Origin of the sequence: Mycobacterium sp. 4D054, assembly GCF_052245755.1 — a bacterium.
Taxonomy (GTDB): domain Bacteria; phylum Actinomycetota; class Actinomycetes; order Mycobacteriales; family Mycobacteriaceae; genus Mycobacterium.
Window position 1 is genome coordinate 132,758 of record NZ_JBQQCF010000004.1, and the last position, 24,546, is coordinate 157,303.

At 69.5% G+C, this 24,546-nt stretch carries 24 protein-coding genes; 18 read left to right on the top strand and 6 right to left on the bottom strand.

Features of this window, described 5'->3' with window-relative positions; all coding sequences use genetic code 11:
* Positions 1-54 precede the first annotated feature (54 nt).
* The 5 genes from ACTWP6_RS05295 (at position 55) to ACTWP6_RS05315 (ending at position 3,444) form a co-directional block, all read left to right on the top strand.
* Positions 55-444, top strand: coding sequence for a polyketide cyclase / dehydrase and lipid transport (locus ACTWP6_RS05295; protein ID WP_443187044.1), 390 nt, complete (start codon positions 55-57; stop codon positions 442-444).
* Positions 445-518: 74 nt separating this feature from the next.
* Positions 519-956, top strand: a complete 438-nt coding sequence (locus ACTWP6_RS05300) for an SRPBCC family protein (RefSeq protein WP_260753534.1) — start codon at positions 519-521, stop codon at positions 954-956.
* Positions 957-993: 37 nt separating this feature from the next.
* A complete protein-coding gene (locus ACTWP6_RS05305) occupies positions 994-2,235 on the top strand; it encodes an ArsA family ATPase (RefSeq protein WP_260753532.1) in 1,242 nt (413 codons plus the stop codon).
* On the top strand, positions 2,232-2,633 hold the full coding sequence (locus ACTWP6_RS05310) for a hypothetical protein (protein WP_443187045.1): 402 nt from the start codon (positions 2,232-2,234) through the stop codon (positions 2,631-2,633). The genes ACTWP6_RS05305 and ACTWP6_RS05310 overlap by 4 nt, the downstream gene beginning before the upstream one ends.
* A gap of 85 nt (positions 2,634-2,718) precedes the next feature.
* The gene (locus ACTWP6_RS05315) at positions 2,719-3,444 is read left to right on the top strand and encodes a lysophospholipid acyltransferase family protein (RefSeq protein WP_260753529.1); all 726 of its coding nucleotides are present in this window, start codon (positions 2,719-2,721) and stop codon (positions 3,442-3,444) included.
* Positions 3,445-3,447: 3 nt separating this feature from the next.
* Here the strand turns inward: ACTWP6_RS05315 and ACTWP6_RS05320 are convergent, their stop codons facing one another.
* Complete coding sequence (locus tag ACTWP6_RS05320) at positions 3,448-4,722, bottom strand: glycosyltransferase 87 family protein (protein WP_443187046.1); 1,275 nt, start codon at positions 4,720-4,722, stop codon at positions 3,448-3,450.
* Positions 4,723-4,806: 84 nt separating this feature from the next.
* Here ACTWP6_RS05320 and ACTWP6_RS05325 point away from each other — a divergent pair, with 84 nt between their 5' ends.
* From ACTWP6_RS05325 to ACTWP6_RS05335, 3 genes are read left to right on the top strand one after another with little or no spacing between them, the layout of a single operon-like run.
* Positions 4,807-5,697 (top strand): hypothetical protein, encoded by an 891-nt coding sequence (locus ACTWP6_RS05325; RefSeq protein WP_443187047.1) that lies wholly within the window; start codon positions 4,807-4,809, stop codon positions 5,695-5,697.
* A complete protein-coding gene (locus ACTWP6_RS05330; protein WP_443187048.1) occupies positions 5,698-6,192 on the top strand; it encodes a polyadenylate-specific 3'-exoribonuclease AS in 495 nt (164 codons plus the stop codon). It abuts the gene before it with no gap.
* A 33-nt stretch (positions 6,193-6,225) separates the two neighbouring features.
* Positions 6,226-7,614, top strand: a complete 1,389-nt coding sequence (locus tag ACTWP6_RS05335; RefSeq protein ID WP_443187049.1) for a class II 3-deoxy-7-phosphoheptulonate synthase — start codon at positions 6,226-6,228, stop codon at positions 7,612-7,614.
* A 77-nt stretch (positions 7,615-7,691) separates the two neighbouring features.
* On the opposite strand, the gene ACTWP6_RS05340 is transcribed toward ACTWP6_RS05335, so the two are convergent.
* The gene (locus ACTWP6_RS05340) at positions 7,692-8,921 is read right to left on the bottom strand and encodes a protein kinase domain-containing protein (RefSeq protein WP_260753514.1); all 1,230 of its coding nucleotides are present in this window, start codon (positions 8,919-8,921) and stop codon (positions 7,692-7,694) included.
* Between the two features lie 82 nt (positions 8,922-9,003).
* On the opposite strand from ACTWP6_RS05340, the gene ACTWP6_RS05345 reads away from it, so the two are divergent.
* Positions 9,004-9,408 (top strand): Rv2175c family DNA-binding protein, encoded by a 405-nt coding sequence (locus ACTWP6_RS05345; protein ID WP_260753512.1) that lies wholly within the window; start codon positions 9,004-9,006, stop codon positions 9,406-9,408.
* On the opposite strand, the gene ACTWP6_RS05350 is transcribed toward ACTWP6_RS05345, so the two are convergent.
* The 4 genes from ACTWP6_RS05350 to ACTWP6_RS05365 all read right to left on the bottom strand — a co-directional run bounded on the left by ACTWP6_RS05350 (position 9,329) and on the right by ACTWP6_RS05365 (position 13,383).
* A complete protein-coding gene (locus ACTWP6_RS05350) occupies positions 9,329-10,906 on the bottom strand; it encodes an alpha-(1->6)-mannopyranosyltransferase A (protein ID WP_443187050.1) in 1,578 nt (525 codons plus the stop codon). The two genes, ACTWP6_RS05345 and ACTWP6_RS05350, sit on opposite strands and share 80 nt — an antisense overlap.
* 4 nt (positions 10,907-10,910) lie before the next feature.
* Entirely contained in the window at positions 10,911-11,990 is a 1,080-nt protein-coding gene (gene idsA2, locus ACTWP6_RS05355) for a bifunctional (2E,6E)-farnesyl/geranyl diphosphate synthase (protein ID WP_260753510.1), read from the bottom strand.
* Between the two features lie 84 nt (positions 11,991-12,074).
* A complete protein-coding gene (locus ACTWP6_RS05360) occupies positions 12,075-12,791 on the bottom strand; it encodes an LppM family (lipo)protein (protein WP_443187051.1) in 717 nt (238 codons plus the stop codon).
* 1 nt (position 12,792) lies between these two features.
* A complete protein-coding gene (locus ACTWP6_RS05365) occupies positions 12,793-13,383 on the bottom strand; it encodes a GNAT family N-acetyltransferase (RefSeq protein ID WP_260753508.1) in 591 nt (196 codons plus the stop codon).
* A 252-nt stretch (positions 13,384-13,635) separates the two neighbouring features.
* Between ACTWP6_RS05365 and ACTWP6_RS05370 the strand changes: the two genes are divergently transcribed.
* The 9 genes from ACTWP6_RS05370 to murD all read left to right on the top strand — a co-directional run bounded on the left by ACTWP6_RS05370 (position 13,636) and on the right by murD (position 24,540).
* Positions 13,636-14,040 (top strand): DUF3040 domain-containing protein, encoded by a 405-nt coding sequence (locus ACTWP6_RS05370; protein WP_260753507.1) that lies wholly within the window; start codon positions 13,636-13,638, stop codon positions 14,038-14,040.
* A gap of 299 nt (positions 14,041-14,339) precedes the next feature.
* Entirely contained in the window at positions 14,340-14,774 is a 435-nt protein-coding gene (locus ACTWP6_RS05375) for a division/cell wall cluster transcriptional repressor MraZ (protein ID WP_260753506.1), read from the top strand.
* Entirely contained in the window at positions 14,749-15,903 is a 1,155-nt protein-coding gene (rsmH, locus tag ACTWP6_RS05380; protein WP_443187052.1) for a 16S rRNA (cytosine(1402)-N(4))-methyltransferase RsmH, read from the top strand. Before ACTWP6_RS05375 ends, rsmH begins: the two co-directional genes overlap by 26 nt.
* Positions 15,900-16,940: a hypothetical protein gene (locus ACTWP6_RS05385; protein ID WP_443187053.1), complete on the top strand. Its 1,041-nt coding sequence runs from the start codon at positions 15,900-15,902 to the stop codon at positions 16,938-16,940. The genes rsmH and ACTWP6_RS05385 overlap by 4 nt, the downstream gene beginning before the upstream one ends.
* Positions 16,937-18,889, top strand: coding sequence for a peptidoglycan D,D-transpeptidase FtsI family protein (locus ACTWP6_RS05390; RefSeq protein ID WP_443187054.1), 1,953 nt, complete (start codon positions 16,937-16,939; stop codon positions 18,887-18,889). The genes ACTWP6_RS05385 and ACTWP6_RS05390 overlap by 4 nt, the downstream gene beginning before the upstream one ends.
* A gap of 63 nt (positions 18,890-18,952) precedes the next feature.
* Positions 18,953-20,512 (top strand): UDP-N-acetylmuramoyl-L-alanyl-D-glutamate--2,6-diaminopimelate ligase, encoded by a 1,560-nt coding sequence (locus ACTWP6_RS05395; protein WP_443187055.1) that lies wholly within the window; start codon positions 18,953-18,955, stop codon positions 20,510-20,512.
* Positions 20,509-22,011, top strand: a complete 1,503-nt coding sequence (locus ACTWP6_RS05400) for a UDP-N-acetylmuramoyl-tripeptide--D-alanyl-D-alanine ligase (RefSeq protein ID WP_443187056.1) — start codon at positions 20,509-20,511, stop codon at positions 22,009-22,011. Before ACTWP6_RS05395 ends, ACTWP6_RS05400 begins: the two co-directional genes overlap by 4 nt.
* Positions 22,008-23,087, top strand: coding sequence for a phospho-N-acetylmuramoyl-pentapeptide-transferase (mraY, locus tag ACTWP6_RS05405; RefSeq protein WP_260753494.1), 1,080 nt, complete (start codon positions 22,008-22,010; stop codon positions 23,085-23,087). Before ACTWP6_RS05400 ends, mraY begins: the two co-directional genes overlap by 4 nt.
* Position 23,088: 1 nt before the next feature.
* Positions 23,089-24,540, top strand: a complete 1,452-nt coding sequence (gene murD, locus ACTWP6_RS05410; protein ID WP_443187057.1) for a UDP-N-acetylmuramoyl-L-alanine--D-glutamate ligase — start codon at positions 23,089-23,091, stop codon at positions 24,538-24,540.
* Positions 24,541-24,546: the final 6 nt, after the last annotated feature.

Below are 24,546 nucleotides of genomic sequence, written 5' to 3' on the forward strand. Positions count from 1 at the left end.
AGCCTAGTCGGCCGGGGTGGGCGCGCGTCTGCGCATGTGTGAAGCTTGTCAGCCATGAACAGCATCCAGATCGCCGACGAGACGTTCATCGCCGCCGATCCGGTGGCGGTCGGGCAGGCTGTCGCGGACAAGGCGAGCTGGTCGCGCTGGTGGCCGGACCTGCGGCTGGTGGTCGCGCAGGATCGTGCGGAGCAGGGCCAGCGCTGGACGGTGACCGGCGCGCTGACCGGCACCATGGAGGTCTGGCTGGAGCAGATGCTCGACGGCGTCATCCTGCACTACTTCCTGCACGCCGAGCCCTCCGCGGTGGCCGCGCACGATTTGGCGAAGATGAACCTGGCGAAGATGAACCACCGCAGGCGGGTGGCGGGCAAGGAGATGGCCTTCGAGATCAAGCGCAGGCTGGAGGCGGACCGTCCGGTCGGAGTGTCACGGCTGGCCTGAAGTAAGGCGGTCAGAGTCCGTCCGAGGAGGGTAGATTTCTGGCCAGCGACCAGACCACGGCAGGGAAGGTTCCAGTGGCGGACAAGACGGCGCAGACGATCTACATCGATGCTGATCCTTCTACGGTGATGGACGTCATCGCCGACATCGGCTCGTACCCGGACTGGGTCGCCGAATACAAGGAGACCGAGGTTCTCGAGGTCGACGACGAGGGCTACCCGAAGGTGGCCCGGCTTCTTCTCGACGCCGCGGTGCTCAAGGACAACATGGTGCTCGCCTACGAATGGCCCGCCGACCACAAGTCTGTGACGTGGTCGCTGGTCTCGAGCACGCTGCTCAAGTCGCTTGACGGCGCATACCGCTTGGCGCCGAAGGGATCTGGCACCGACGTCACCTACGAGCTGTCCGTCGACCTGATGATCCCGATGATCGGTCTGCTGAAGCGAAAGGCTGAACGGCGTCTGACGGACACCGCACTGAAGGATCTGAAGAAACGAGTCGAGGCTGACTGAGCGCAGGGCCGCCGCCGGCGCGGACGACCCCGCCGGGGTGGCCCGGATCAGTCTGTTCGTCGGCAAGGGCGGCGTGGGGAAGTCGACATTGGCGACCGCCACGGCCGTGCGCGCCGCACGGGCCGGGATGCGGGTTCTCGTCGTGTCCACCGACCAGGCGCACTCGACCGGCGACGTGCTGGGCGTCAACCTCATCCCGACCGGTCGGCGGGCCCCGACCCGGGTGCTCGCCGAACTCGACACCGCCGATTGCGGAGGCGGATCCCTGGATGCGCTGGCACTCGACACCCTTGCGGTGCTGTCCGAACGCTGGCGCGCAGTCGCCGGCCCGCTGGCCGCCCGGTTCCCCGACTCCGACGTCGGAGACATTGCGCCTGAAGAGCTTTCGGCCTTGCCGGGCGTGCAGGAAGTGTTGGGCCTGCACGAGGTGGGGGAGCTGGCGAACTCCGGCAGATGGGACCTCGTGGTGGTCGACTGCGCCTCCACCGCCGACGCGATGCGGATGCTGACGTTGCCGGCCGCCTTCTCGCTGTATCTGGAGCGGGCCTGGCCCAGGCATCGCCGGCTGTCCAGCGCCGACGACGCCCGGTCGGCGGCGATGGTGGGCCTGCTCGAACGGATCGGTGCCGGAACGGAACGGCTGAGCACCCTGCTCGTCGACGGTGCGCGGGTGTGCGCCCATCTGGTCATGACGCCGGAGCGCGTGGTCGCGGCGGAGGCGGTGCGCACCCTCGGCTCGTTGTCGCTGATGGGGGTCCAGGTTGCCGAGCTGATCGTCAATCAGGTTCTGGTGCAGGATGATTCGTTCGAGTACCGCAATCTGCCCGCGCACCCGGCCTTCGACTGGTACTCGGAGCGGATCTCCCAGCAGCAGGCGGTGCTCGACGGTCTGCACCGCAAGATCGGTGATGTCGCGCTGGTGATGGTGCCGCACGTATCGGGCGAGCCGATCGGGGCCAAGTCGCTCGGCGAACTGCTCGAATCCGCCCGCAGCAGGGACGGCGCACCACCCCCCGGTCCGCTGCGTCCGGTCGTCGACCGGGAGTCGGGCGATGGTCTCGACGCGGTGTACCGGCTGCGGCTGGAGCTGCCACAGGTGGACTCGTCCGCGCTGTCGTTGGGTAGGGTCGATGACGACCTGATCATCGGCGTCGGCGGGATGCGGCGCCGGGTGCGCCTCGCGTCGGTACTGCGACGGTGCATCGTCATCGGCGCCCAGCTGCGCGGCAGCGAGCTGACGGTGCGATTCCGACCGAATCCGGAGGTGTGGCCACGGTGAGTGGGGCTCACTCCGATCTGGGGCCGGAATTACGGCAACTCGCTCAGTCGATTCTGGACAAGCTCGATCCCGCGGTCCGCCTGGCTGCTGCCCGTGCCCAGGGGGTAGACGGGGGACCCGGGCGGTGTCAACAGGTGTGGTGCCCGGTCTGCGCGCTGGCGGCGTTGATCTCCGGCGAGCAGCATCCGCTGCTCAGCGTGCTGGCTGAGCACAGCGTGGCACTGCTGACGCTGGTCAAGGCGATGGTCGACGACATCGAGCGCACCGGCGGCGGCGCACCGCCCGAGCCGGACGGCCCGCCGCCCGACGAACCCGGCCCGCCGGCTCCCGACGGCCCCTCGGGACCGTCGTCGACCCCCGGCCGCTACCAGCACATTCCGGTGAGCGTCGAAGAATAGGCGCAGCTGTGGTCGCACACACAGCGCGTAGGTAAAGTTGTCGCAGACGTATTGACCGCGCCGCGGTCGGTGATCCGGAGGGTCCATGTGGTATTGGCTGTTCAAGTTCGTCTTCATGGGACCTCTGCTGACCCTGCTCGGCAGGCCGAAAGTCGAAGGGCTCGAACATGTTCCGCAGTCCGGCGCGGTGATCCTGGCCAGTAACCACCTTGCTGTCGCCGACAGCTTCTACCTGCCGCTGGTGGTCAGCAGGCGGATCACGTTCCTGGCCAAGGCCGAGTACTTCACCGGCGCAGGTCTCAAGGGCTGGTTCACCCGCTGGTTCTACACCGTTGCCGGCCAGGTGCCGATCGACCGCACCGATGCCGACAGTGCGCAGGCTGCGCTCACCACCGCCGAACGCATCCTCGCCCAGGGCAAGTTGCTGGGCATGTACCCCGAGGGCACCCGTTCCCCCGACGGCCGGCTCTACAAGGGCAAGACGGGCCTGGCCCGGCTGGCGCTGCAGACCCAGGTCCCGGTGATCCCGGTGGCGATGATCGGCACCGACGTGGTGAACCCGCCGGGGAGCAAGATGTGGCGGTTCGGGCGCGTGCAGGTCAAATTCGGCGCCCCGATGGACTTCAGCCGGTTCGAGGGACTGGCAGGCAACCGGTTCATCGAGCGGGCTGTCATCGACGAGGTGATGTACGAGTTGATGCGCCTGTCGGGCCAGGAGTACGTCGACCTCTACGCGGCCGACATCAAACAGGGAAAAGGTGATGCGGCCGTGAAGCCGCCGACCCGACTCCCTGATGCAGCCGCCGGTTGAGCCTCAGGCTTTGACGGTTTCGTCCGCCGGTTCTTCGGCTGCAGTGCCGGCATTGCCGCGCACCGCCACGGTGCCGCACGCGATGATCACGGCCAGCGCCCACCACAGGTAGGACCCGCCCGCGAGCTGGCGCCACAGCGACGCGGTGGTCTCGCGGTGCACGGGCAGCAGGGTGATCGGGGTCCACACCATCAGCGCCAGCCCGACGGCCGCCACCGCGCTCAGGGCCAGGTTCCGCAGCCGGACGCCGAGCACGGCAGTGACCAGTACGGTCGGGAGCGCCCAGACCCAGTGATGCGACCACGACACGGGGGAGACGACGAGGCCGAACATCGCGACGCAGATCAACGCCGGGACGGGTTGGTCGGCGCGCAGCGCCCGCCGGGCCGCCCACACGGTGAGCGCGAGTACGGCGAAGCACAGCGCGACCCACACGAAGAAGCGCTCGCCCTCTCCGAGTCCGAGCCTGGCCAGCGCGCCGGCGATGTTCTGGTTGGTGTTCAGGGTCGCGGTGCCGATGCGGTCGGTGTTGCGAACCGTCTCGGTCCAGTACTCCCAGGAGTCCCGCCACGCGAACGCGAAGCCGGCCAAAGTGGCCACCACTGCCGACGCCGCGGTGACCAGCAGCGCGCGGGTGTCGCGGCGCAGCAGGAAGTACAGCAGGAATACCGCCGGTGTCAGCTTCACAGCGATCGCCAGGCCCAGCAGCACGCCCCGGGGCCACGGCGTGCGCCGTGGCACGCAGTCGGCGATCACCAGTGTCATCAGCACGACGTTGATCTGGCCGAAGTCGAAGTTGGAGCGCAGCGGCTCCAGGTACAGCACCGCCGGCGCGACGATCGCCGCCGCGAGCCAGCCCCTGCGCAGCCACGCCGGCTCGCCGGTGATGCGGGTGTCGGGCCAGACATCGAGTCGGGTCAGCACGATCACGGTCGACACCAGCAGCAGGATCAGCGTGGTCAGCGTGATCGCCACGCTGGCCGCCTCCAGGGAGAGCATCGCGAAGGGCGCGAACGCCACCGCGGCCAGTGGCGGGTAGGTGAACGGGAGCTCCAGGCCGCCCCGGGTCTGGAACATCACACCGTCGGCGTACAGCGATTGTCCGTCCAGCCAGGCGCGTCCGCCCATGCGGTAGACATCGATGTCGATGCGGTACGGAATGTGGCCCAGCAGCCGCCATCCCGCCGCGGCGAGCGCTGCGAGCGTCAGTAGCTGGAACAGCCGCCATGCCAGCCTCGGCTTCCAACCAGGCCCGCCGGGCGACTGCTGATTACTCATGTCGACGACCAGACTATCGGTGCCCACCGGCGCGTCGGCGGGTATCCCGGCCGCGACACACGCAGGTCGGCGTAAGTTCTCTGCGTGCGCACGGACCTGGACGTCGAGTTCGACTTGTTGCCACACATACCGCCGTCGCGGCTGCCGCTGGTTTGCTGCCTCGTGGCGTTCATCCTGACGTTCTTCATCACCCGCACGATCGTGCGGTACATCCGCGCGCATTCCGGCAGCGATGCACCGCGAAAGTGGTGGCAGCCTCGCAACATCTCGGCCGGCGGCGGACTGCACATCCACCACGTGGTGATCGGTGTGATTCTGGTCATGGTCTCCGGTGTCTCGATGGTGACGCTCGCTGTCGATGGGGGCGTACCCGAGTTCACCGTCGCGTCAATCCTTTTCGGCATCGGTGCGGCGCTGGTGCTCGACGAGTTCGCGCTGATCCTGCACCTGTCCGATGTGTACTGGGCCGAGGACGGACGCACGTCGGTGGACGCGGTGTTCGTCGCGGTCGCCGTCGCCGGCCTGCTGATCATGGGTTTCAGCCCGTTGTCGTTCTTCGATGTCGGGATCTGGGAGAGCGACCATTCGGTGGTCGCCCGTACCGTCGTGGTGGTGGGCGCTCTGCTCACGCTGGCTCTGGCGGTGGTCGTGCTGCTCAAGGGCAAGGTGTGGACGGGGCTGGTCGGGATGTTCATCACCCCGTTGCTGTTCGTCGGTGCGATCAGGCTGTCCCGCCCGCATGCGCCGTGGGCGCGGTGGCGCTACACCCGACGACCGCGCAAGATGCACCGTGCGCTGGAGCGCGAGCGTTGGCTGCGCCGGCCGGTCATCCAGGCCAAACTGTGGCTGCAGGATGCGATCGCCGGAATGCCGAAGTTCCCCGACGACGCACTGGTCGATGAGCAGCTCGACCGCGAGATCCACGCCGCGCCCGCCCCCGGCGACAGCGCGCCCGCCGAACAGAAAGCCCTGTAATTGCGGTACTTCTATGACACGGAGTTCATCGACAACGGCCGGACCATCGAGCTGATCTCGATCGGCGTGGCAGCCGAAGATGGCCGCGAATACTACGCCATCTCAACAGAATTCGATCCCGATCGGGCCGGGCGTTGGGTGCGCAAGAACGTGCTGCCGAAGCTGCCGTCCCCGGCCTCGCCGCTGTGGCGCTCGCGCCGGCAGATCCGCGCCGAACTTGAGGACTTCTTCGGCGTCGACGGCGACGAGCCGATCGAGCTGTGGGCCTGGGTGGGCGCCTACGACCATGTGGTGCTGTGCCAGCTGTGGGGGCCGATGACCGATCTGCCGCCGGCCATGCCGCGCTTCACCCGTGAGCTGCGTCAGTTGTGGGAAGACCGCGGCAGCCCCCGGATGCCACCGCGGCCGCGGGACGCGCATGATGCGCTCGTCGACGCCAAGCACAACCTGTTCCGTTATCGACTGATCACCGAAGGCGGCGCACGCGCGCTGTGAGATGCGGTTTTGCGCCGCGGTTACCATAAACGGGTGAACTGGACCGTCGACGTGCCCATCGATCAGCTGCCTGCGCTGCCGCCGCTGCCCGAGGACCTGCGGCAACGCCTCGACGCCGCGCTCGCCAAGCCGGCACTGCAGCAGCCGTCCTGGGACGCCGGCCAGGCCGCAGCGATGCGCAAGGTGCTCGAGAGCGTGCCCCCGGTGACGGTGCCGTCGGAGATCGAGCGGCTGAAATCCCAGCTGGCCGATGTGGCCCGCGGTGAGGCGTTCCTGCTGCAGGGCGGCGACTGCGCCGAGACGTTCGTCGACAACACCGAACCGCACATCCGCGCCAACATCCGCACGCTGCTGCAGATGGCGGTGGTGCTGACCTATGGCGCGAGCATGCCGGTGGTCAAGGTCGCGCGCATCGCGGGCCAGTACGCCAAGCCCCGGTCGGCCGACGTCGACGCCCTCGGCCTGAAGTCCTACCGCGGCGACATGGTCAACGGGTTCGCGCCCGACGCCGCGGTCCGCGAGCACGATCCGTCGCGCCTGGTGCGGGCCTACGCCAATGCCAGCGCCGCGATGAACCTGGTGCGCGCGCTGACGTCGTCGGGCATGGCGTCGCTGCACCAGGTGCACGACTGGAACCGGGAGTTCGTGCGCACCTCGCCGGCCGGGGCGCGCTACGAGGCGCTGGCGGGCGAGATCGACCGCGCGCTGCATTTCATGAGCGCGTGCCGGGTCGACGACCGCAATCTCGACACCGCCGAGATCTACGCCAGCCACGAGGCGCTGGTGCTCGACTACGAGCGGGCCATGTTGCGCATGCACACCGAGGCCGAGGAGCACCCGAAGCTCTACGACCTGTCGGCGCACTACGTGTGGATCGGGGAACGCACCCGCCAGCTCGACGGCGCCCATGTCGCGTTCGCCGAGGTGATCGCGAACCCGATCGGCATCAAGATCGGGCCGACCACGTCACCGGAGTTGGCCGTCGAGTACGTCGAGCGGCTGGACCCGAACAACGAACCGGGCCGCCTCACGCTGGTCAGCCGGATGGGCAACCAGAAGGTCCGCGACGTGCTGCCGCCGATCATCGAGAAGGTGCAGGCCTCGGGTCATCAGGTGATCTGGCAGTGCGACCCGATGCATGGCAACACCCACGAGTCCTCGACCGGGTACAAGACGCGGCACTTCGATCGCATCGTCGACGAGGTGCAGGGCTTCTTCGAGGTCCACCACGCGCTGGGCACTCATCCGGGTGGCATCCACGTCGAAATCACCGGCGAGAACGTCACCGAGTGTCTCGGTGGTGCCCAGGACATCTCGGACACCGACCTGGCGGGCCGCTACGAGACCGCCTGCGATCCGCGGTTGAACACGCAGCAGTCGCTGGAGCTGGCGTTTCTGGTCGCGGAGATGCTCCGCGGTTAGGCAGGGGCGGAGATGCTCCGCGGTTAGGCAGGGGCGGAGATGCTCCGCGGTTAGGCAGGGGCGGAGATGCTCCGCGGTTAGAGCAGGTTCGGCAGGTTGGCGCCGAGCGTCCACGCCCCGGCGGCTGCCATTCCGGTCAGCGTGATCACCGTGACCATCCAGAAGAACAGCACCCGCCGGGAGCGTTGCCGCGCCCAGTAGAACTCCTCCAGGTCGATGCCCGCGAACTGCCCTGTGGCGGGAAGGTATCCGTCGACCTCGTCGGCGTCGTCGACGGGTAGTTCGTCGCGGGTGAAAACCTTGGTGTCCCGGCTCGCCGCCCTGGGCTTGTCGAGGTTGGTGACCGTGGTGTCGTGCGCGTCGTGCGGATGGGTGGACAGCAGGTTCGCCGAGTTGTGCGACGCGGAGTTGCGCGGCGCGGGCACCCGGAAATAGGGGAGGTCGAGTTCGCGGACGATCGTCTCTAGCTGGTCGGCCATCTCGGCTGCATCGGCGAAGCGGGCGCCCGGGTCGCGCGAGGTCGCGCACTGCACCAGATCGTCGAATTGCCTTGGCACACCTCGGATCGCGGTGCTCGGCGGCGGCACGTCGCGCTCCAGGCGCTGGTAGGCGACCGCCAGTGCGCTGTCGCCGTTGAACGGTGTGTACCCGGTCAGCAGTTCGTAGATGAGGATTCCGACGGAATAGACGTCGCCGCGTGAGTCGGTGTCGCCGCTGGCCACCTGCTCGGGGGCGAGGTAGGCCGCGGTGCCGAGGATCACGCTCGTCGAGGTGATCTTGGCCTCTGCCACGGCCCGGACCAAGCCGAAGTCGGCGATCTTGACGTCGCCGTCGTCACTGATGAGCACGTTCTCGGGTTTGATGTCACGGTGCACCAGGCCGGCCGCGTGCGCCGCCGCCAACCCGCTGAGCACCGGGCGCAGCACCGCGGCGACGGCGTGCGGCGGCATCGGGCCCCGTTCGCGCAGCAGTTCCCTGAGCGTGCCGCCCTCGACAAGCTCCATCACGAGATAGGGCGGTTGCCCGGCAGATGTTCCTGCGCCCTGGTCGTACACCGCGACCAGGCCGTGGTCCTTCAGCCGCGCCACCGCCCGGGCCTCGCGCTGGAACCGGGTCAGAAAATCCTGGTCCCCGGCGTAGCGGGAGTCCATGATCTTCAGCGCGACGGGACGGTCGAGCCGTAGATCCAGGCCCCGATACACCCCGGACATACCCCCGGTGGCGATCAGCGTGTCCACCCGATACCGACCGTCCAGCACGGTCCCCGACAGCGGGCCGGCGGGCTGGTAGGTCTCCATCGGATTCATGGTACGAGCCGAGACGGCCGCCGTTGCCCCGCCGAGCCGCATGCGTCGTCGAACGGGCCCGTGTGGTCCTAGACTCTGTGCGATGAGCAGCATTCCGACTGCCGAGGACGTCCTGGATCCCGACGAAGCCGTCTATGACCTGCCTGCCGTGGCGCAGTTGTTGGGCATCGCGGTGACGAAGGTGCACCAGCAGCTCCGCGAGGGTCACCTGGTCGCGGTGCGGCGCGGGGGGATCGCCGTGGTGCCGAAGATCTTCTTCGATTCCACCGGGCACGTCCCCAAGAGTCTGACCGGGCTCCTGGTGGTGTTACGCGACGGCGGTTACACCGAGACCGAGATCATGCGGTGGCTTTTCACCCCGGATCCGTCGCTGACGATTCGCCGGGACGGTTCGACCGAGCAGCAGGCTAACGCCCGGCCGGTCGATGCGTTGCACTCGCATCAGGCTCGTGAGGTGGTTCGTCGCGCTCAGGCGATGGCGTACTGACCGGACTCTCCGGAGCCTTCGCGAGCCAGTACCACGCCGCGCCGGCGCAGGCGAACGACAGCAGCACGTGGCCCCATGAGTACATGCCGTGCGCTCCGTCGGGACGCCAGATGACGGTGATCCATGTCGAGAAGCCCGCGATCAGCGCGATCGAGCGCCTGGAGGTGGCCAGCGCGGCGATCACCGCGAGCGGCCAGGTGTAGTACCACGGCAGTGCCGCGGGTACGAACAGCACGACGACGCCCATCACGAGCGCGATGCCCATCAGTGCGTCCCGGTCGGTGTGGCGGTGACGCCACCACAGCACCGGCGCCGAGACCGCGATGATCACGATCCCGATGATCCGGGTGGTTTCCAGCACCGCATAGAAATTCACCGGGATGACGAGCCCCACCACGGAGTTCAGCAGGTTGGCGGTCGCCGTCGGGATGGTCAGCCAGTTGACGATCTTGACCGATCCCGCGAGCGCGGTCAGCCACCCCAGGCCCACACCGGCCGCCAGCGACAGCACCGCGAACACCGCGACGAAGACGACCACCGATCCCGCCGTCGCGGCCGCAAACGCCTTCACCGTGCTGAACTCGCGACGTTCCCGCAGCCTTCGGGCCCAGACCCAGACCATGAACGGAAGCGCCAGTCCCGCTGTGGCTTTCACCGCCACGGCGACCGCGATCAGGGTGACGCCGGCGACGTTGCGCCCGGCCAGGCACAGCGCGATGCCGGCCATCATCAACCCGACCATGAGCATCTCGTTGTGCACGCCGCCCATCAGGTGGATGATCACCAGCGGGTTGAGCACCCCGATCCACAGGGCAGCCGCCCCGCTGGCCCCGACGTGGCGGGCGACCCGCGGCGCCGCCCAGATCAGCAGGGCCAGGCCCGGCAGCATGCACAGGCGCAGCAGCATGGTGCCGGCGACGACGTCGTCGCCGACGAGCATCGTGACGAACTTGGCGACCAGGATGAACGCCGGACCGTACGGTGCGGTAGTCGTAGTCCAGATCGGACTGACGTTGTCCAGCAATGAGTTCGGGTTCTCGACCGGGCCGACGACGTAGGGGTCGAAGCCGTCGCGCAGCAGCGCACCCTGGGCGAGGTAGGAGTACGTGTCACGGCTGAACACCGGCACGCTGAGCAGCAGCGGGGCCAGCCAGAACGCGGTGGTGGCCTTCATCGTGTACTCGGTGGCGGTGCGGTCGACGACCCGGCGGCCCAGCCACAGCCACGCCATCAGCATCAGTGCCACACCGGCCCACAGCAGCAGCGAGGACACCACGAGGCCGTGCCCGAACCGCAGCCAGGACAGGTGCATCGATTCCAGCAGCGGATCGTGCAGCCGTGTGCTGCCCGCGCCGGTGGCCCCGACGGTGATCAGCGTCGCGCCCAGCGCACCGACCAGCGCGGGACGTGCCTGGGGGGAGAGGGTGAAGTCCTTGAGGCGCCGCAGATGATCCGATACGTCGGTGCGCGGGGACGGGGCGGGGCTCGGTGTCGTCATGCTCCTAGGCGGACCGGTTCGCGGCCAATCTGGCGAGCTCGGCCAGCCCGGCCTTGGCCACTGCGTCGATGGGTGCGGCGTTGAGGATCTCGACCGCGCGCCGGGTCAGCTTGTCGATCCGGCTCTCGACGGCGGCCAGCGCTCCCACCGATTCGATCACCAGGCAGACCTCCTTGACCTGAACGTCCGTCAGATCGGTCCCGATGGAACTGCGCAACAGTTCGGCCCCGACCGGATCATGCTTCTCGGCGAGCTCGATGGCCTCGGCCAGCAGCACGGTGCGTTTGCCGGAGCGCAGGTCGTCGCCGGACGGTTTACCGGTCACGGCGGGGTCGCCGAACACGCCCAGGACGTCGTCGCGCAGCTGGAACGCGACCCCGAGACTGGTGCCGACCTCGTGGAACGCCGACAGCACTTCCGGGCACTCGGCGGCCGCCGCGGCGCCGAGCTGCAGCGGTCGCGAGATCGTGTACGACGCGGTCTTGTAGATGTTGACCGTCAGCGCCGCCGCGACGGTCTCGGCGCCGCTGGCCTCATTGACGATGTCGAGGTACTGCCCGCCGAGGACCTCGGTGCGGATCGCCGCCCACACCCGCTGCACGCGGCGGTGGGCCTCGGCGCCGATGTCGGCGCCGGCGACGATGTCGTCGGCCCAGACCAGGGCGACGTCGCCGAGAAGGATCGCCGCGGACAGCCCGAACTGCTCGGCAGAACCCAGCCAGTTGTTGTCGCGGTGACGGTCGGCGAAGATCCGGTGCACGGTCGGCAGGCCCCGGCGGGTTGCGGAGGCGTCGATGACGTCGTCATGGACCAGCGCGCAGGCGTGCAGCAACTCCAGGGCGGAGAACAGCCTGAGCACCTCGGGCCCCGGCTCCGATCCGGCGACGGCGCGCCAGCCCCAGTACGCGAACGAGGGCCGCAGGCGTTTGCCGCCGCGCAACACGAACTCCTCGACGGCCTCGGTCAGCACGGCGTAGTCGGTGCCGATGTACGCGGCGTCTCGGCGGCGCTCCCGAAGATACTCGCGCAGCTGTTCGGTGACGGCCGCCGCCAGCTCCACGGCCGACGGTGCCGATGCATCCACGCTCAGCGGGCGCCCCTTTCTCTCATGCACACGCCCCCGACTGCTCAGCGTAGAGCCTGTTGCCCGGAAGCGAGTAGGCAAGCCCTAGTGCGCCGGTTCCTGCGGTTGCCCGGGCCGCGGGGACTGGTCCCGGTTGATGTAGGCCAGATACCCGATGACCCCGGCGACGATCAGCGAGGCGAAGCCCAGCCAGATGGCGGCGCCGGTGAACGAGCGCGCGCTGGGGTCGGTGTAGCGGGCCTGCGCGTTCATCGTGCTGACCACGCCCGGCCGCATCTTCCATTCCACCACCGACGACGAGATCTGCTCGCCGTTGGTCGACGTGACCTCGCCGGGGAACGCGACGGACAGCGACACGTCGGCCTCCGGATCGCTGAGCGAGGTGAGGTCCGCCCGTCCTTCGAGGATCACCAGGTCCCCGGCGCGGCGCAGCGAGATGTCGACGCCGGCGGCGTCGCGGTTCATGCCGGCCAGCTGCGGCAGCTCGGCGAAAGTCAGATCGGAGAACACCGCCTGCGAACCGACGTAGTCGTCACGGCTGTACTCCGAGACGGCGACCTTCTGCGCGAACGGCAGGTTGTTGAGCAGTTGCGGGCCTTTGTCATTGTCGTCGCGCGGGATGGCCGCCGCGACGATCTGGCCGGAGACCCGGTCGTCGGGGGACACGGTGAGCGAGGCCCTGACGCGCACACAGCCGATCAGCGACGGCGCGACGACCAACAGCAGCAACACCATCGCGAGGAGACGTCTGCGGGTGCGGTGACGGGTCAGCACCGTGTCATCGTGCCAGACCGGGGCCATGTCAAAGGGGTAACGCGCGGCCGAGGATCGCGAATGCCCGAGGATCGCCGGCGAAGTGGTAGCCGCGGATCACATCGGTGAAGCCCAGGCGGCGGTAGAGCCGCCAGGCCCGGTTGTCCTCGCCGACGATCTCCGGCGTGGACAGCAGCACATGTTGCTCGGGACGGCCGTCGAGCAGGCGCCGGATCAGGGCCTCGCCGAGACCGCGCCCCTGCGCGCGGGGATGGATGTGCAGTTCGGTCAGCTCGAAGTAGCTGCGCATCAGATCGGCGATGTGTGCCTGGTCGGCGCCGCTGCGCTGCAGGCCCGACACCACCTGCTGTTGCCACCACTGGTCGGGGGCGCCGCAGTAGCCGTAGGCGATGCCGAGCATCGGCGCGGCCGGGGAGGGGTCGGCCGGGTCGGTGCAGTCGAGTACCTCGACCGCCGCGACCGCCTTCCATCCGCGCCGGTGGATGTGTTCGAGCCACATCGCCGCGCGCTGATCCTCGGTGCCGCGGGGATAACGCATCGCGTCCACATAGACCGCCAACGCATCTCTGAGGCGGTGCGCCATATCGCCGGGCGACAGATCGATCAGACGTGCCGCCAAGTGTCTGCCCCTCCTGAAGGTGAAAGTGTGACCGGCACCCATTATCGGCCGGACCGTCGTCTGGGCATCCGAGTGTGGGCATCCGACGGACGAGGTGGTGGCCGCCGTCAGCGGCGCACGTCATAGAATCGTGGGGCGAACTAGGTGGTACCGCTCAGATTCAGCTCGTATAATTCCTGTTAAGTGCCCGTATATGCGGGCGCACGTGATTTTGAACGACTGCGACGCCCCCACGGCAAGAGGGAGGGACGAATGCCACTCTCCGATCATGAGCAGCGCATGCTCGACCAGATCGAGAGCGCGCTCTATGCCGAGGACCCGAAGTTCGCGTCCAGCGTTCGCGGCGGCACACTGCGCGCGCCCTCGACCAGGCGCCGTTTGCAGGGCGCCGCGCTCTTCGTCGTCGGTCTCGCGATGCTGGTGTCCGGCGTCGCGTTCAAGGCCACGATGATCGGCAGCTTCCCGATTCTGTCGGTGATCGGCTTTATCGTGATGTTCGGTGGGGTCGTCTTCGCGATCACCGGGCCGCGGGTCGGCAAGGGTGACCGGCTGCCCCACGACAGCGGGCCGGCGGCGCGTCAGAAGCGCGTCAAGGGTGGCGGCGGCTCGTTCACCAGCCGTATGGAAGACCGCTTCCGTCGGCGCTTCGACGAGTAACCCGAACTTCAGATGAGGGGCAGCCCATAGGGCTGCCCCTTCTTTGTTTGCCCCACTTCGCCCCACCGCGCCGTCGGCCGACGGTCCCCGCGGCGAGCTGGGCTTTTGTGCCGGCGGTCGGGCGGTGTCGAGGTCGGCGTGGTGCCCGTGTCCTGCCGGATGATCGCGAAGTGGGTGATCGGGCGACACTCGCGGCACTTATTGGAGCAAAGTGGGGGATTGTGGGGTAAAGTGGCGGACAACGGAGCGACCGGGGTTCCGTTGAGGCAAGGCTTGAGCAAGGTCTGCGAGGTGACGAGATGTTCTTCGGCACCTACACGCCAAAGCTCGATGACAAGGGGCGACTGACGTTGCCCGCCAAATTCCGCGACGCGCTGGCAGGAGGGTTGATGGTCACCAAGAGCCAAGATCACAGCCTGGCTGTTCACCCGAGGGCCGAGTTCGAGGAGATGATCGCCGACATCTCGAGCCGGGCCAAGCGCGGCAACCCCCAGGCTCGCGCATACCTGCGCAACCTGGCCGCGAGTACCGATGAGCAGTATCCGGATTCACAAGGCCGTATCACGCTGTCCGCTGAACATCGCCGCTACGCGAACCTGACCAAGGAGTGTGTGGTGACGGGTTCGATCGGGTTCCTGGAGATCTGGGACGCCCAGGCGTGGCAGGAATACCAGGAGCTTCACGAAGAGAACTTCTCCGCGGCCAGCGATGACGCACTCGGCGACATTCTCTGATCTGGCCACCGGCCCGCAGGCCCGTGCAGTGCGGCCTCTGCCCGAACCGGCCCTGACGTACTTCCCCGACGTCAGGTCCGCGCTCTCGGACAGGGACCTCACTGCAGGGGCCGCCCCGATCCCGCAAAGCGCAGCAATGGTGGATGACCAGCCTCATGTCCCGGTCCTTCTCGACCGCTGTGTCGAGTTGCTCGCTCCCGCCCTGACCCGGACGTCCCCCGTGGGCGCAGGCGCGACGCTCGTCGACGCCACCCTCGGCGCCGGCGGCCATTCCGAACGTTTCCTCACCCAGTTTCCCGAGTTAAAGGTCATCGGCCTCGATCGCGATGCCGATGCGCTGCAGATCGCCGCCGCCCGGCTGCAGCCGTTCGGCGAGCGTGTCACGCTGGTGCGCACCCGTTACGACGGAATCAGGCAGGCCGTCGAGCAGGTCGCCGATCAGATCCCCGGCGCCGCAACGGGGGTCGACGCGGTGCTGTTCGACCTCGGCGTCTCCTCGATGCAGCTCGACCGTGTCGAGCGAGGGTTCTCCTACTCGGCCGACGCGCCGCTTGACATGCGGATGGACGCCGGTTCGGATCTGACCGCGGCGCAGGTGCTCAACACCTACGACGAACGGGCGCTTGCGCGGGTGCTGCGAGAGTACGGCGAAGAGAAGTTCGCCGGCCGGATCGCCTCGCACATCGTGCGGCGACGCGCCGTCGCACCCTTCACTACCACCGGCGAGCTCGTCGAGCTGCTCTACCAGGCGATCCCGGCCCCGGCCCGGCGCACCGGTGGACACCCCGCCAAACGCACCTTCCAGGCGCTGCGCATCGAGGTCAACGCCGAGTTGGACTCGCTGCGGCTGGCTATCCCCTCCGCGCTGGAGGTGCTGCGTCCGCTCGGCCGGATCGCGGTGATGGCCTACCAGTCCCTGGAGGACCGGATCGTCAAGACCGAGTTCGCCGCCGCCACCGCGTCGCGCACACCGCCCGGCCTGCCCGTCGAACTTCCCGGGCACGGCCCGAGATTCGTCGCGCTGACGCGGGGCGCCGAACGTGCCGACGACGAGGAGGTCAGCCGTAATCCGCGAAGCGCCCCGGTCCGGTTGCGCGCATTGGAGAAAGTTGGGGGACAGCAGCGATGAAGGCGAAGAAGCCGACGCGCAAGACCGAGCACTCCGCGTCCCGGTCGGCGCGGTCCGCCCGGTCTTCCCGGGAGACGGTGAAATCCGCAGACACGCGCAGGGGAGCGCGCGAGAGCAGGCGGGTGCCGGTCGAGGCGCAGCCCCGTGGGCGCAAGCCGACGCGGGATCCGCGGCCGCAGCGTTCGGCGCCGCGCACCACCCCGATCGCCCGCACCAAGGACCTGCCTGCGCGGCCGAAGAGCGCCAGCCAGGCCAAAGCCCGCGCCAAGGCGCGAAAGGCCAAGGCGCCCAAGGTCGTCAAGCCGCCGCTGCGCCAGCGCATCTTGGTCCGGCTGGCAGGGGTCGACCTCAACCCGCGGCGGCTGGTCGCGCGGGTGCCGTTCGTCGTGCTGATCATCGGCGCCCTCGGGGTCGGGCTGGGCGTGACGCTGTGGCTGTCCACCGATGCCGCCGAACGCTCCTACCAACTCGGCAACGCCCGGCAGGTCAACCAGGCTCTGATGCAACAGAAGGAAGCGCTCGAACGTGACGTGCTTGCGGCCCAGGCCGCACCCGCGCTGGCCGAGGCCGCCCGCAACCTCGGGATGATCCCGTCCCGTGACACCGCGCACCTGGTGCAGGACCCGGCCGGGAACTGGGTCGTGGTGGGCACTCCCAAACCGGCAGAAGGGGTTCCGCCGCCGCCGTTGAACGCGCCGCTGCCCGAGCCGGCCCCGCCCGCGCCGCCCGCGCCGCGCGTGGTGGAACCCCTCGAGGTGCCGGTCCGGTTGCCCTCGACGGCCCCGTCGCCCGCGCTGCCGGGCGCCCAACCTGTGCTTCCCGGCACCGCTCCCGCACTACCGCTCACGGCGCCGGGAGGCGACCCGAACGCCGAAGTGCCGCATGCTGTCTCAGGTCAGTTCCCGACGCCGGGACCCGTCACCCCGGTCGACGCCGTCCCGTCACACCTGCCGCCACCGGCCGGGGCGGCTCCGGGGACGGTTCCGGGTCCGCAGCTACCGGCACCCCCGGTCGCCGTGCCCGGAGCGCCGGCGTGAGTCGCGACAAGCGCCGCGCCCGCGCGGCGACGCCCGCCAAGACGCCGGGAAAGACGCTCGCCACGGCGCCGAATCAGGAACGCTCGGCCCGGTCCCGGCGCACCCGCCAGGCTGCGACCCAGAGCGGTTTGCGCAGTGCGTCTTTCGTGTTCCGGCACCGCACCGGAAACGCGGTGATCTTCCTGCTGCTGGTCGTCGCGGCCGCGCAGCTGTTCACACTGCAGGTGCCACGCGCCGAAGGGCTGCGCGCCGAGGCGGCGGGCCAGCTCAAGGTCACCGATATCGACCCGGCGGTGCGCGGCTCCATCGTCGACCGCAACGGCGACAAGCTCGCCTTCACGATCGAAGCCAGGGCGCTGACCTTCCAGCCGGTCCGCGTGCGCAAGCAGCTGGAGGAGGCGTTCGCCAAGAACGAGGAGCTGAAGTCCTCGGACGCGCCCGACCCGCAGGCCCGGCTGAAGGACATCGCCGAGGCGGTGTCCTCCCGGCTCGGCGGCAAGCCCGACACCGCAACGGTGTTGAAGAAGCTCCGCAGCAACGAGACGTTCGTGTACCTCGCCCGTGCGGTCGATCCGGCGATTGCCGACGCGATCACCACCGAGTTCCCCGAGGTCGGCTCCGAACGCCAGGACATGCGCCAGTACCCCGGCGGGGTGCTGGCGGCCAACATCATCGGGGGCATCGACTGGGACGGGCACGGTCTGCTGGGTCTGGAGGACTCGCTGGACTCGGTGCTCGCAGGCACCGACGGTTCGGTGACCTACGACCGCGGTTCCGACGGCGTGGTCATCCCCGGCAGCTACCGCAACCGCCACGACGCGGTCAACGGGTCCACGGTCACCCTCACCATCGACGACGACATCCAGTTCCACGTGCAGCAACAGGTGCAGCTCGCCAAGGACGCCTCCGGCGCCAAGAATGCGTCGGCCGTCGTGCTCGACGCGAAAACCGGTGAGGTGCTGGCGATGTCGAACGACAACACCTTCAACCCGGCACAGGATCTGAGCCGTCAGCAGGAACGGCAGCTGGGTAACCTGCCGGTGTCCTCGCCGTTCGAACCGGGTTCTGTGAACAAGATGATCACCGCGGCGGCGGTGATCGAGAACGGTCTCACCAACCCCGATGAGGTCCTGCAGGTGCCGGGCTCGATCAACATGGGCGGGGTGACGGTCCGCGACGCGTGGGAGCACGGCGTCATGCCCTACACCACCACCGGCGTGTTCGGTAAGTCCTCCAACGTCGGCACGCTGATGCTGGCCCAGCGCCTCGGGCCGGAGCGCTTCGCCGAGATGCTGGAGATGTTCGGGCTCGGGCAGCGCACCGGGGTCGGTCTGCCCGGCGAGAGCGCCGGTCTGGTGCCGCCCATCGACCAGTGGTCCGGCAGCACGTTCTCGAATCTGCCCATCGGACAGGGGTTGTCGATGACTCTGCTGCAGATGACGGGCATCTATCAGACCATCGCCAACGACGGTGTCCGCGTACCGCCGCGCATCATCAAGAACACCGTCGCACCGGACGGCACCCGCACCGAGGAACCGCGCCCCGACGGTATCCGGGTGGTCTCGGCCCAGACCGCGCGCACGGTGCGCGACATGTTCCGGTCGGTGGTGCAGCGCGACCCCCGCGGCGTCCAGCAGGGCACCGGCCCGCAGGCCGCCGTCGAGGGCTACCAGATCGCCGGAAAGACCGGCACCGCCCAGCAGATCAACCCCGCGTGCGGCTGCTACTACGACGACGTCTACTGGATCACTTTCGCCGGCATGGCGCCCGCTGACGATCCGCGCTACGTCATCGGCGTCATGCTGGACGCCCCCCACCGCGCGGCGGACGGATCGCCCGGCTCGTCGGCGGCTCCGCTGTTCCACAACATCGCGTCCTGGCTGCTGCAGCGGGAGAACGTGCCGCTGTCCCCGGACCCCGGTGCGCCGCTCACGCTGCAGGCGGGCTGACACCGGTCGGACCACCAACGCATTGCGGATGCCGCCCGGCGAGATCGGTACTGTGTCATGGCCATGAATCTGCGCCCCAGTCATCCCGCCGGCCTCGCCTTCGGCGTGCTGGCCGATTCGGTCGCCGGACTACAGGTGCGGCTTCCCGCCGGAGCGTCTGCGGTACCCGAGACCCCGGTCACCGGTGTGACGTTGCGGGGACAGGACGCGCGGCGCGGTGATCTGTTCGCCGCGCTGCCCGGCGCCCGCGCGCACGGCGGCCGCTACGCCGCCGACGCCGTGAATCGGGGCGCGGTCGCCGTGCTCACCGACGCCGCAGGTCTCGACGAGATCGCCGTCGGCGGTGGCTCAGGTGGCGCGCTCGACGTCCCGGTTCTGGTGCATCCGCAGCCCCGGACCGTTCTCGGCGAACTCGCGTCGGCCGTGTACGGCCGTCCCTCGGAGAAACTGCGGGTCATCGGCGTCACCGGGACCTCGGGCAAGACCACCACCACGTATCTGGTCGAGGCGGGTCTGCGTGCGGCGGGCCGCGTCGCCGGCCTGATCGGCACCGTCGGGGTGCGCGTCGACGGGCACCACCAGCCCGGCAGCCTGACCACGCCGGAGGCCCCGGACCTGCAGGCGCTGCTGGCCACCATGCTCGAACGCGGGGTGGACACGGTGGTGATGGAGGTATCCAGTCACGCGCTGAGCCTCGGCCGGGTCGACGGTGTGTCCTTCGCCGTCGGCGGGTTCACCAACCTGTCCCGCGACCACCTGGACTTCCATCCGACGATGGAGGACTACTTCGAGGCCAAGGCGCGGCTGTTCGACCCGGCGTCGCCGACGCACGCCGCGCAGTCGGTGATCTGCATCGACGACGAGTGGGGCGCGGCGATGGCCGCGCGCGCGCACCGGCCGGTCACCGTCAGCACTACCGGCGCCGCGGACTGGAGCGTCGAGCAGCTCCGGGCGGCCGCGGGCGGGGTGCAGGATTTCGTCGCCGTCGACCCCGCGGGGGTGCACCACGGTCTGGAGATCGGGCTGCCGGGCCGTTACAACGTGGCCAACTGCCTGCTGGCCGTGGCGCTCCTCGACGCCGTCGGCGTGTCACCCGATCAGGCCTCCCCGGGGCTGCGCGACGCGACCGTGCCCGGCCGGCTGGAGTCGGTGCACCGTGGCCAGCAGTTCCTGGCGCTCGTGGACTACGCCCACAAGCCGGGGGCGCTGCAAGCGGTACTGCGTACGCTGCGTGACCAGAGCGAGGGTCGGCTCGCAGTGGTGTTCGGCGCCGGCGGCAACCGTGACGCGGGCAAACGCGAGCCGATGGGACGGGTGGCCGCCGAGATCGCCGACCTGGTGGTCGTCACCGACGACAACCCCCGGGACGAGGACCCCGCTGCGATCCGGGCGGCGATCATGTCCGGCGCGTCGGGTCTGCGCGCCGAGGTGGTCGAGATCGGCGACCGGCGGGCCGCGATCGACCACGCGGTGGCGTGGGCCCGGCCCGGCGACGTCGTGCTGATCGCCGGTAAGGGGCATGAGGCCGGGCAGACCAGCGGCGGGCACACGCGGCCGTTCGACGACCGTGACGAGCTTGCGGCGGCGCTGCAGGCGTTGGGCACGCAGGAGGTGCAGCGGTGATAGAGCTCTCTGTGGCCCGGATCGCCGAGATCGTGGGCGGCCGCCTGGCCGACGTCTCCGCCGAGGACGCCGCGGCGACCACCGTCACCGGCACCGTCGAGTTCGATTCCCGCGCCGTGACACCGGGCGGCCTGTTCCTGGCACTGCCGGGAGCCCGCACCGACGGCCACGACTTCGCCGCCGACGCGATCGCCGCCGGTGCCGTCGCGGTGCTGGCGGCACGCCCCGTCGGCGTGCCCGCGATCGTGGTCGACCCGGTGCGCCCGGATCCCGCGGCCGGCGGCACCGCCGGCGTGCTCGAGCACGACGTCGACGGCTCCGGGGCCGCGGTGCTGGCCGCGCTGGCCCGGCTGGCCGCCGCCGTCGCGGCCGAGCTGGTCGCAGGCGGGCTGAAGATCATCGGCATCACCGGCTCGTCGGGGAAGACCTCGACCAAAGACCTGATCGCCGCGGTGCTGTCTGGACTGGGTGAGGTGGTCGCCCCGCCCGGCTCGTTCAACAACGAACTCGGACACCCGTGGACGGTGCTGCGAGCCGGCCGCTCGACCGATTTCCTGGTGCTGGAGATGTCGGCGCGCCACCCGGGCAACATCGCCGCGCTGGCCCGCATCGCGCGGCCGTCGATCGCCGCGGTGCTCAACGTCGGCACCGCCCATCTGGGCGAGTTCGGTTCGCGTGAGATCATCGCGGCGACGAAATCCGAACTACCGCAATCTGTTCCGAAGTCCGGTGTGGTGATCCTGAACGCCGACGATCCTCTCGTGGCCGCGATGGCGGACAAGACCGCCGCGCGCGTGGTGCGGGTGGGCCGCGGCGCCGACGCGCTCGATCTGCGCGCCGACGGTGTCACCCTCGACCCGCTGGCCCGTCCCAGCTTCACCCTGCACGCCGGCGGCAAACAGGTGCCCGTCACCCTCGCGGTGCACGGCGACCACCAGGTGTCCAACGCGCTGTGCGCGGCCGCGGTCGCGCTCGAGTGCGGCGCGACGCTCGACCAGGTGGCCGAGGCGCTCGCCGCGGCCGGGCCCGTGTCCCGGCACCGGATGCAGGTGAGCACCCGCGCCGACGGCGTCACGATCATCAACGATGCCTACAACGCCAACCCGGAATCGATGAGCGCCGGGCTCAAAGCTCTGGCATGGATGAGCCGGGGCGACGAAGGCCGCAGCTGGGCGGTGCTCGGCGAGATGGCCGAGCTCGGTGACGACTCGATTACCGAGCATGACCGCATCGGCCGGCTGGCGGTGCGCTTAGATGTCTCTCGACTCATCGTCGTCGGATCCGGGAGGCCTATGCGCGCCATGCTGCACGGGGCGGTCATGGAGGGATCGTGGGGCTCCGAGGCGACCCCGGTGCCCGACACCGACGCCGCGCTGGAGCTGCTGCGGGCCGAGCTGCGGCCCGGCGACGTCGTGCTGGTGAAGGCGTCCAACTCCGCCGGCCTGGGTGGGCTGGCCGACGCGCTGGCCGCCGACATCGCCCGCGATGGTGATCGATGAGACAGATACTCATCTCCGTCGCGATCGCGCTGGCGGTGTCGATCCTGCTGACCCCGGTGCTGATCCGGCTGTTCACCCGGCAGGGATTCGGCCACGAGATCCGCGAGGACGGCCCGCCCAGCCACCACAAAAAGCGCGGCACCCCGTCGATGGGCGGCGTCGCGATCCTGGCCGGCATGTGGGCGAGCTACCTGGGCACCCACCTGGTCGGAGTGGTCATGGACGGCAAGGGCCCGTCGGCGTCGGGCCTGCTGGTCCTCGGGCTGGCCACCGCGCTGGGTGTCGTCGGCTTCCTCGACGATCTGATCAAACTGCGGCGCGCCCGCAACCTGGGGCTGAACAAGACCGCCAAGACCGTGGGCATCCTCGTCGCCGCCGTGCTGTTCGGCGTGCTCGCGCTGCAGTTCCGCAATGCCGACGGGCTGACCCCGGGCAGCGCCGAACTGTCCTACGTCCGCGAGATCGCCACCGTGACGCTCGCGCCCGCGGTGTTCGTGCTGTTCTGCGTCGTCGTGGTCAGCGCCTGGTCCAACGCGGTCAACTTCACCGACGGCCTCGACGGTCTGGCCGCCGGCGCGATGGCGATGGTGTGCGCGGCCTACGTGCTCATCACGTTCTGGCAGTTCCGCAACGCGTGCGCCACCAGCCCCGGCGTCGGGTGCTACAACGTGCGCGATCCGCTGGACCTCGCGATCATCGCGGCCGCCACCGCCGGCGCCTGCATCGGATTTCTGTGGTGGAACGCAGCGCCGGCGAAGATCTTCATGGGGGACACCGGCTCTCTGGCGCTCGGCGGCATCATCGCGGGCCTGTCGGTGACCAGCCGCACCGAGATGCTGGCCGTGGTGCTGGGTGCGCTGTTCGTCGCCGAGGTGACCTCGGTGGTCGTGCAGATCCTCGCGTTCCGCACGACGGGGCGCCGGGTGTTCCGGATGGCGCCGTTCCACCACCACTTCGAGTTGGTGGGCTGGGCCGAGACCACCGTGATCATCCGGTTCTGGCTGCTCACCGCCATCGCCTGCGGGCTGGGCGTGGCGCTGTTCTACAGCGAGTGGCTGACCACCGTCGGAGCCTGACATGCAGCCGATCTCACCCGGAGCGGCCGTACTGGTCGTCGGAGCCGGGATCACCGGACGTGCGGTGCTGGCCGCACTGACGCCTCTCGGGGCCCGCGCGACACTCACCGACGACAGCCCGAACGCGCTGACCGCGTCCGCGCAGCGTGGCGTCGAGGTGCTCGACCCGGCCAATGCGGTCGACCGGATCGCTGACTTCGACCTCGTTGTCGTCAGCCCCGGCATTCCGCCGACCGCGCCGATTCCCGTCGCCGCGGCCGCCGGGGGCGTGCCGGTGTGGGGAGACGTCGAGCTGGCCTGGCGGCTGGACCGGTCCGGCCGGTTCGGGCCGCCGAGACAGTGGCTGGTGGTGACCGGCACCAACGGCAAGACCACGACGACCTCGATGCTGCACGAAATGCTCGAGGCCGCGGGCCGGCGGGCGGTGCTGTGCGGCAACATCGGCGACCCGGTGCTCTCGCAACTGGACCGGCCTGCCGATGTGCTGGCCATCGAGCTGTCCAGTTTCCAGCTGCACTGGGCCCCGTCCCTGCGGCCCGAGGCCGGCGTGGTGCTCAACGTCGCCGAGGATCACCTGGACTGGCACGGCTCGATGGCCGCCTATGCGGCGGACAAGGCTCGTGCGCTCACCGGCCGGGTGGCCGTGGCAGGCCTCGACGACGCGGTCGCCGCGGGCCTGCTGGCCGACGCGCCGGCGCCGGTGAAGGCCGGGTTCCGGCTGGGGGAGCCCGGTCCGGGGGAGCTCGGGGTCCGTGACGGCATGCTGGTCGACAACGCCTTCGGCGACGCCGTGGCGCTCGCCGATGTCGGCACGATTCCGGTCGCCGCCCCGGTCGGAGTGCTCGACGCGCTCGGCGCGGCTGCTCTGGCCAGGGCGGTCGATGTCCCGGCCGCCGCGATCGCCGCGGCACTGGCGTCGTTCCGGGTGGGTAGGCACCGCGCCGAGGTCGTCGGCGTCGCCGACGGCATCACCTACGTCGATGACTCCAAAGCCACCAATCCGCACGCCGCACAGGCCTCGATCACCGCGTTCCCGCGGGTGGTGTGGGTGGCCGGCGGCCTGCTCAAGGGTGCGTCCGTCGACGAACTGGTGGCCGCGACCGTCGATCGGCTGGCCGGTGTCGTGCTGATCGGGCAGGACCGCGCCGTCGTCGGCGACGCGTTATCGCGACACGCACCGGATGTCCCCGTGGTCGAGGTTGTGACGGGGGAGGATTCTGTGATGCTTGAGAAAGATGAGGCGGGTGTTACTCGTGTGACTCGAGTGGCCCCGGGCGCGGAGCAATCGCCGGCCGACGCGCTGATGGCGGCCGTGGTCGACGCCGCGCGGAGCCTGGCCAGGCCCGGCGACACGGTGCTGCTCGCGCCGGCGGGAGCATCGTTCGACCAGTTCACCGGCTACGGCCACCGCGGCGACGCGTTCGCCGCCGCGGTCCGCTCAGCGACCCGGTAACGGGCG

What these genes read in the sequence shown, in the direction of transcription:
- ACTWP6_RS05295 (WP_443187044.1), top strand. Translation starts at nt 55, where the DNA reads ATGAACAGCATCCAGATCGCCGACGAGACGTTCATCGCCGCCGATCCG.
- ACTWP6_RS05360 (WP_443187051.1), bottom strand. Translation starts at nt 12,791, where the DNA reads ATGGCCCCGGTCTGGCACGATGACACGGTGCTGACCCGTCACCGCACC.
- ACTWP6_RS05315 (WP_260753529.1), top strand. Translation starts at nt 2,719, where the DNA reads ATGTGGTATTGGCTGTTCAAGTTCGTCTTCATGGGACCTCTGCTGACC.
- ACTWP6_RS05345 (WP_260753512.1), top strand. Translation starts at nt 9,004, where the DNA reads ATGAGCAGCATTCCGACTGCCGAGGACGTCCTGGATCCCGACGAAGCC.
- ACTWP6_RS05395 (WP_443187055.1), top strand. Translation starts at nt 18,953, where the DNA reads ATGAATCTGCGCCCCAGTCATCCCGCCGGCCTCGCCTTCGGCGTGCTG.
- murD (WP_443187057.1), top strand. Translation starts at nt 23,089, where the DNA reads ATGCAGCCGATCTCACCCGGAGCGGCCGTACTGGTCGTCGGAGCCGGG.
- ACTWP6_RS05340 (WP_260753514.1), bottom strand. Translation starts at nt 8,921, where the DNA reads ATGAATCCGATGGAGACCTACCAGCCCGCCGGCCCGCTGTCGGGGACC.
- ACTWP6_RS05350 (WP_443187050.1), bottom strand. Translation starts at nt 10,906, where the DNA reads ATGACGACACCGAGCCCCGCCCCGTCCCCGCGCACCGACGTATCGGAT.
- mraY (WP_260753494.1), top strand. Translation starts at nt 22,008, where the DNA reads ATGAGACAGATACTCATCTCCGTCGCGATCGCGCTGGCGGTGTCGATC.
- ACTWP6_RS05385 (WP_443187053.1), top strand. Translation starts at nt 15,900, where the DNA reads ATGAAGGCGAAGAAGCCGACGCGCAAGACCGAGCACTCCGCGTCCCGG.
- rsmH (WP_443187052.1), top strand. Translation starts at nt 14,749, where the DNA reads ATGACGCACTCGGCGACATTCTCTGATCTGGCCACCGGCCCGCAGGCC.
- ACTWP6_RS05320 (WP_443187046.1), bottom strand. Translation starts at nt 4,722, where the DNA reads ATGAGTAATCAGCAGTCGCCCGGCGGGCCTGGTTGGAAGCCGAGGCTG.
- ACTWP6_RS05375 (WP_260753506.1), top strand. Translation starts at nt 14,340, where the DNA reads ATGTTCTTCGGCACCTACACGCCAAAGCTCGATGACAAGGGGCGACTG.
- ACTWP6_RS05370 (WP_260753507.1), top strand. Translation starts at nt 13,636, where the DNA reads ATGCCACTCTCCGATCATGAGCAGCGCATGCTCGACCAGATCGAGAGC.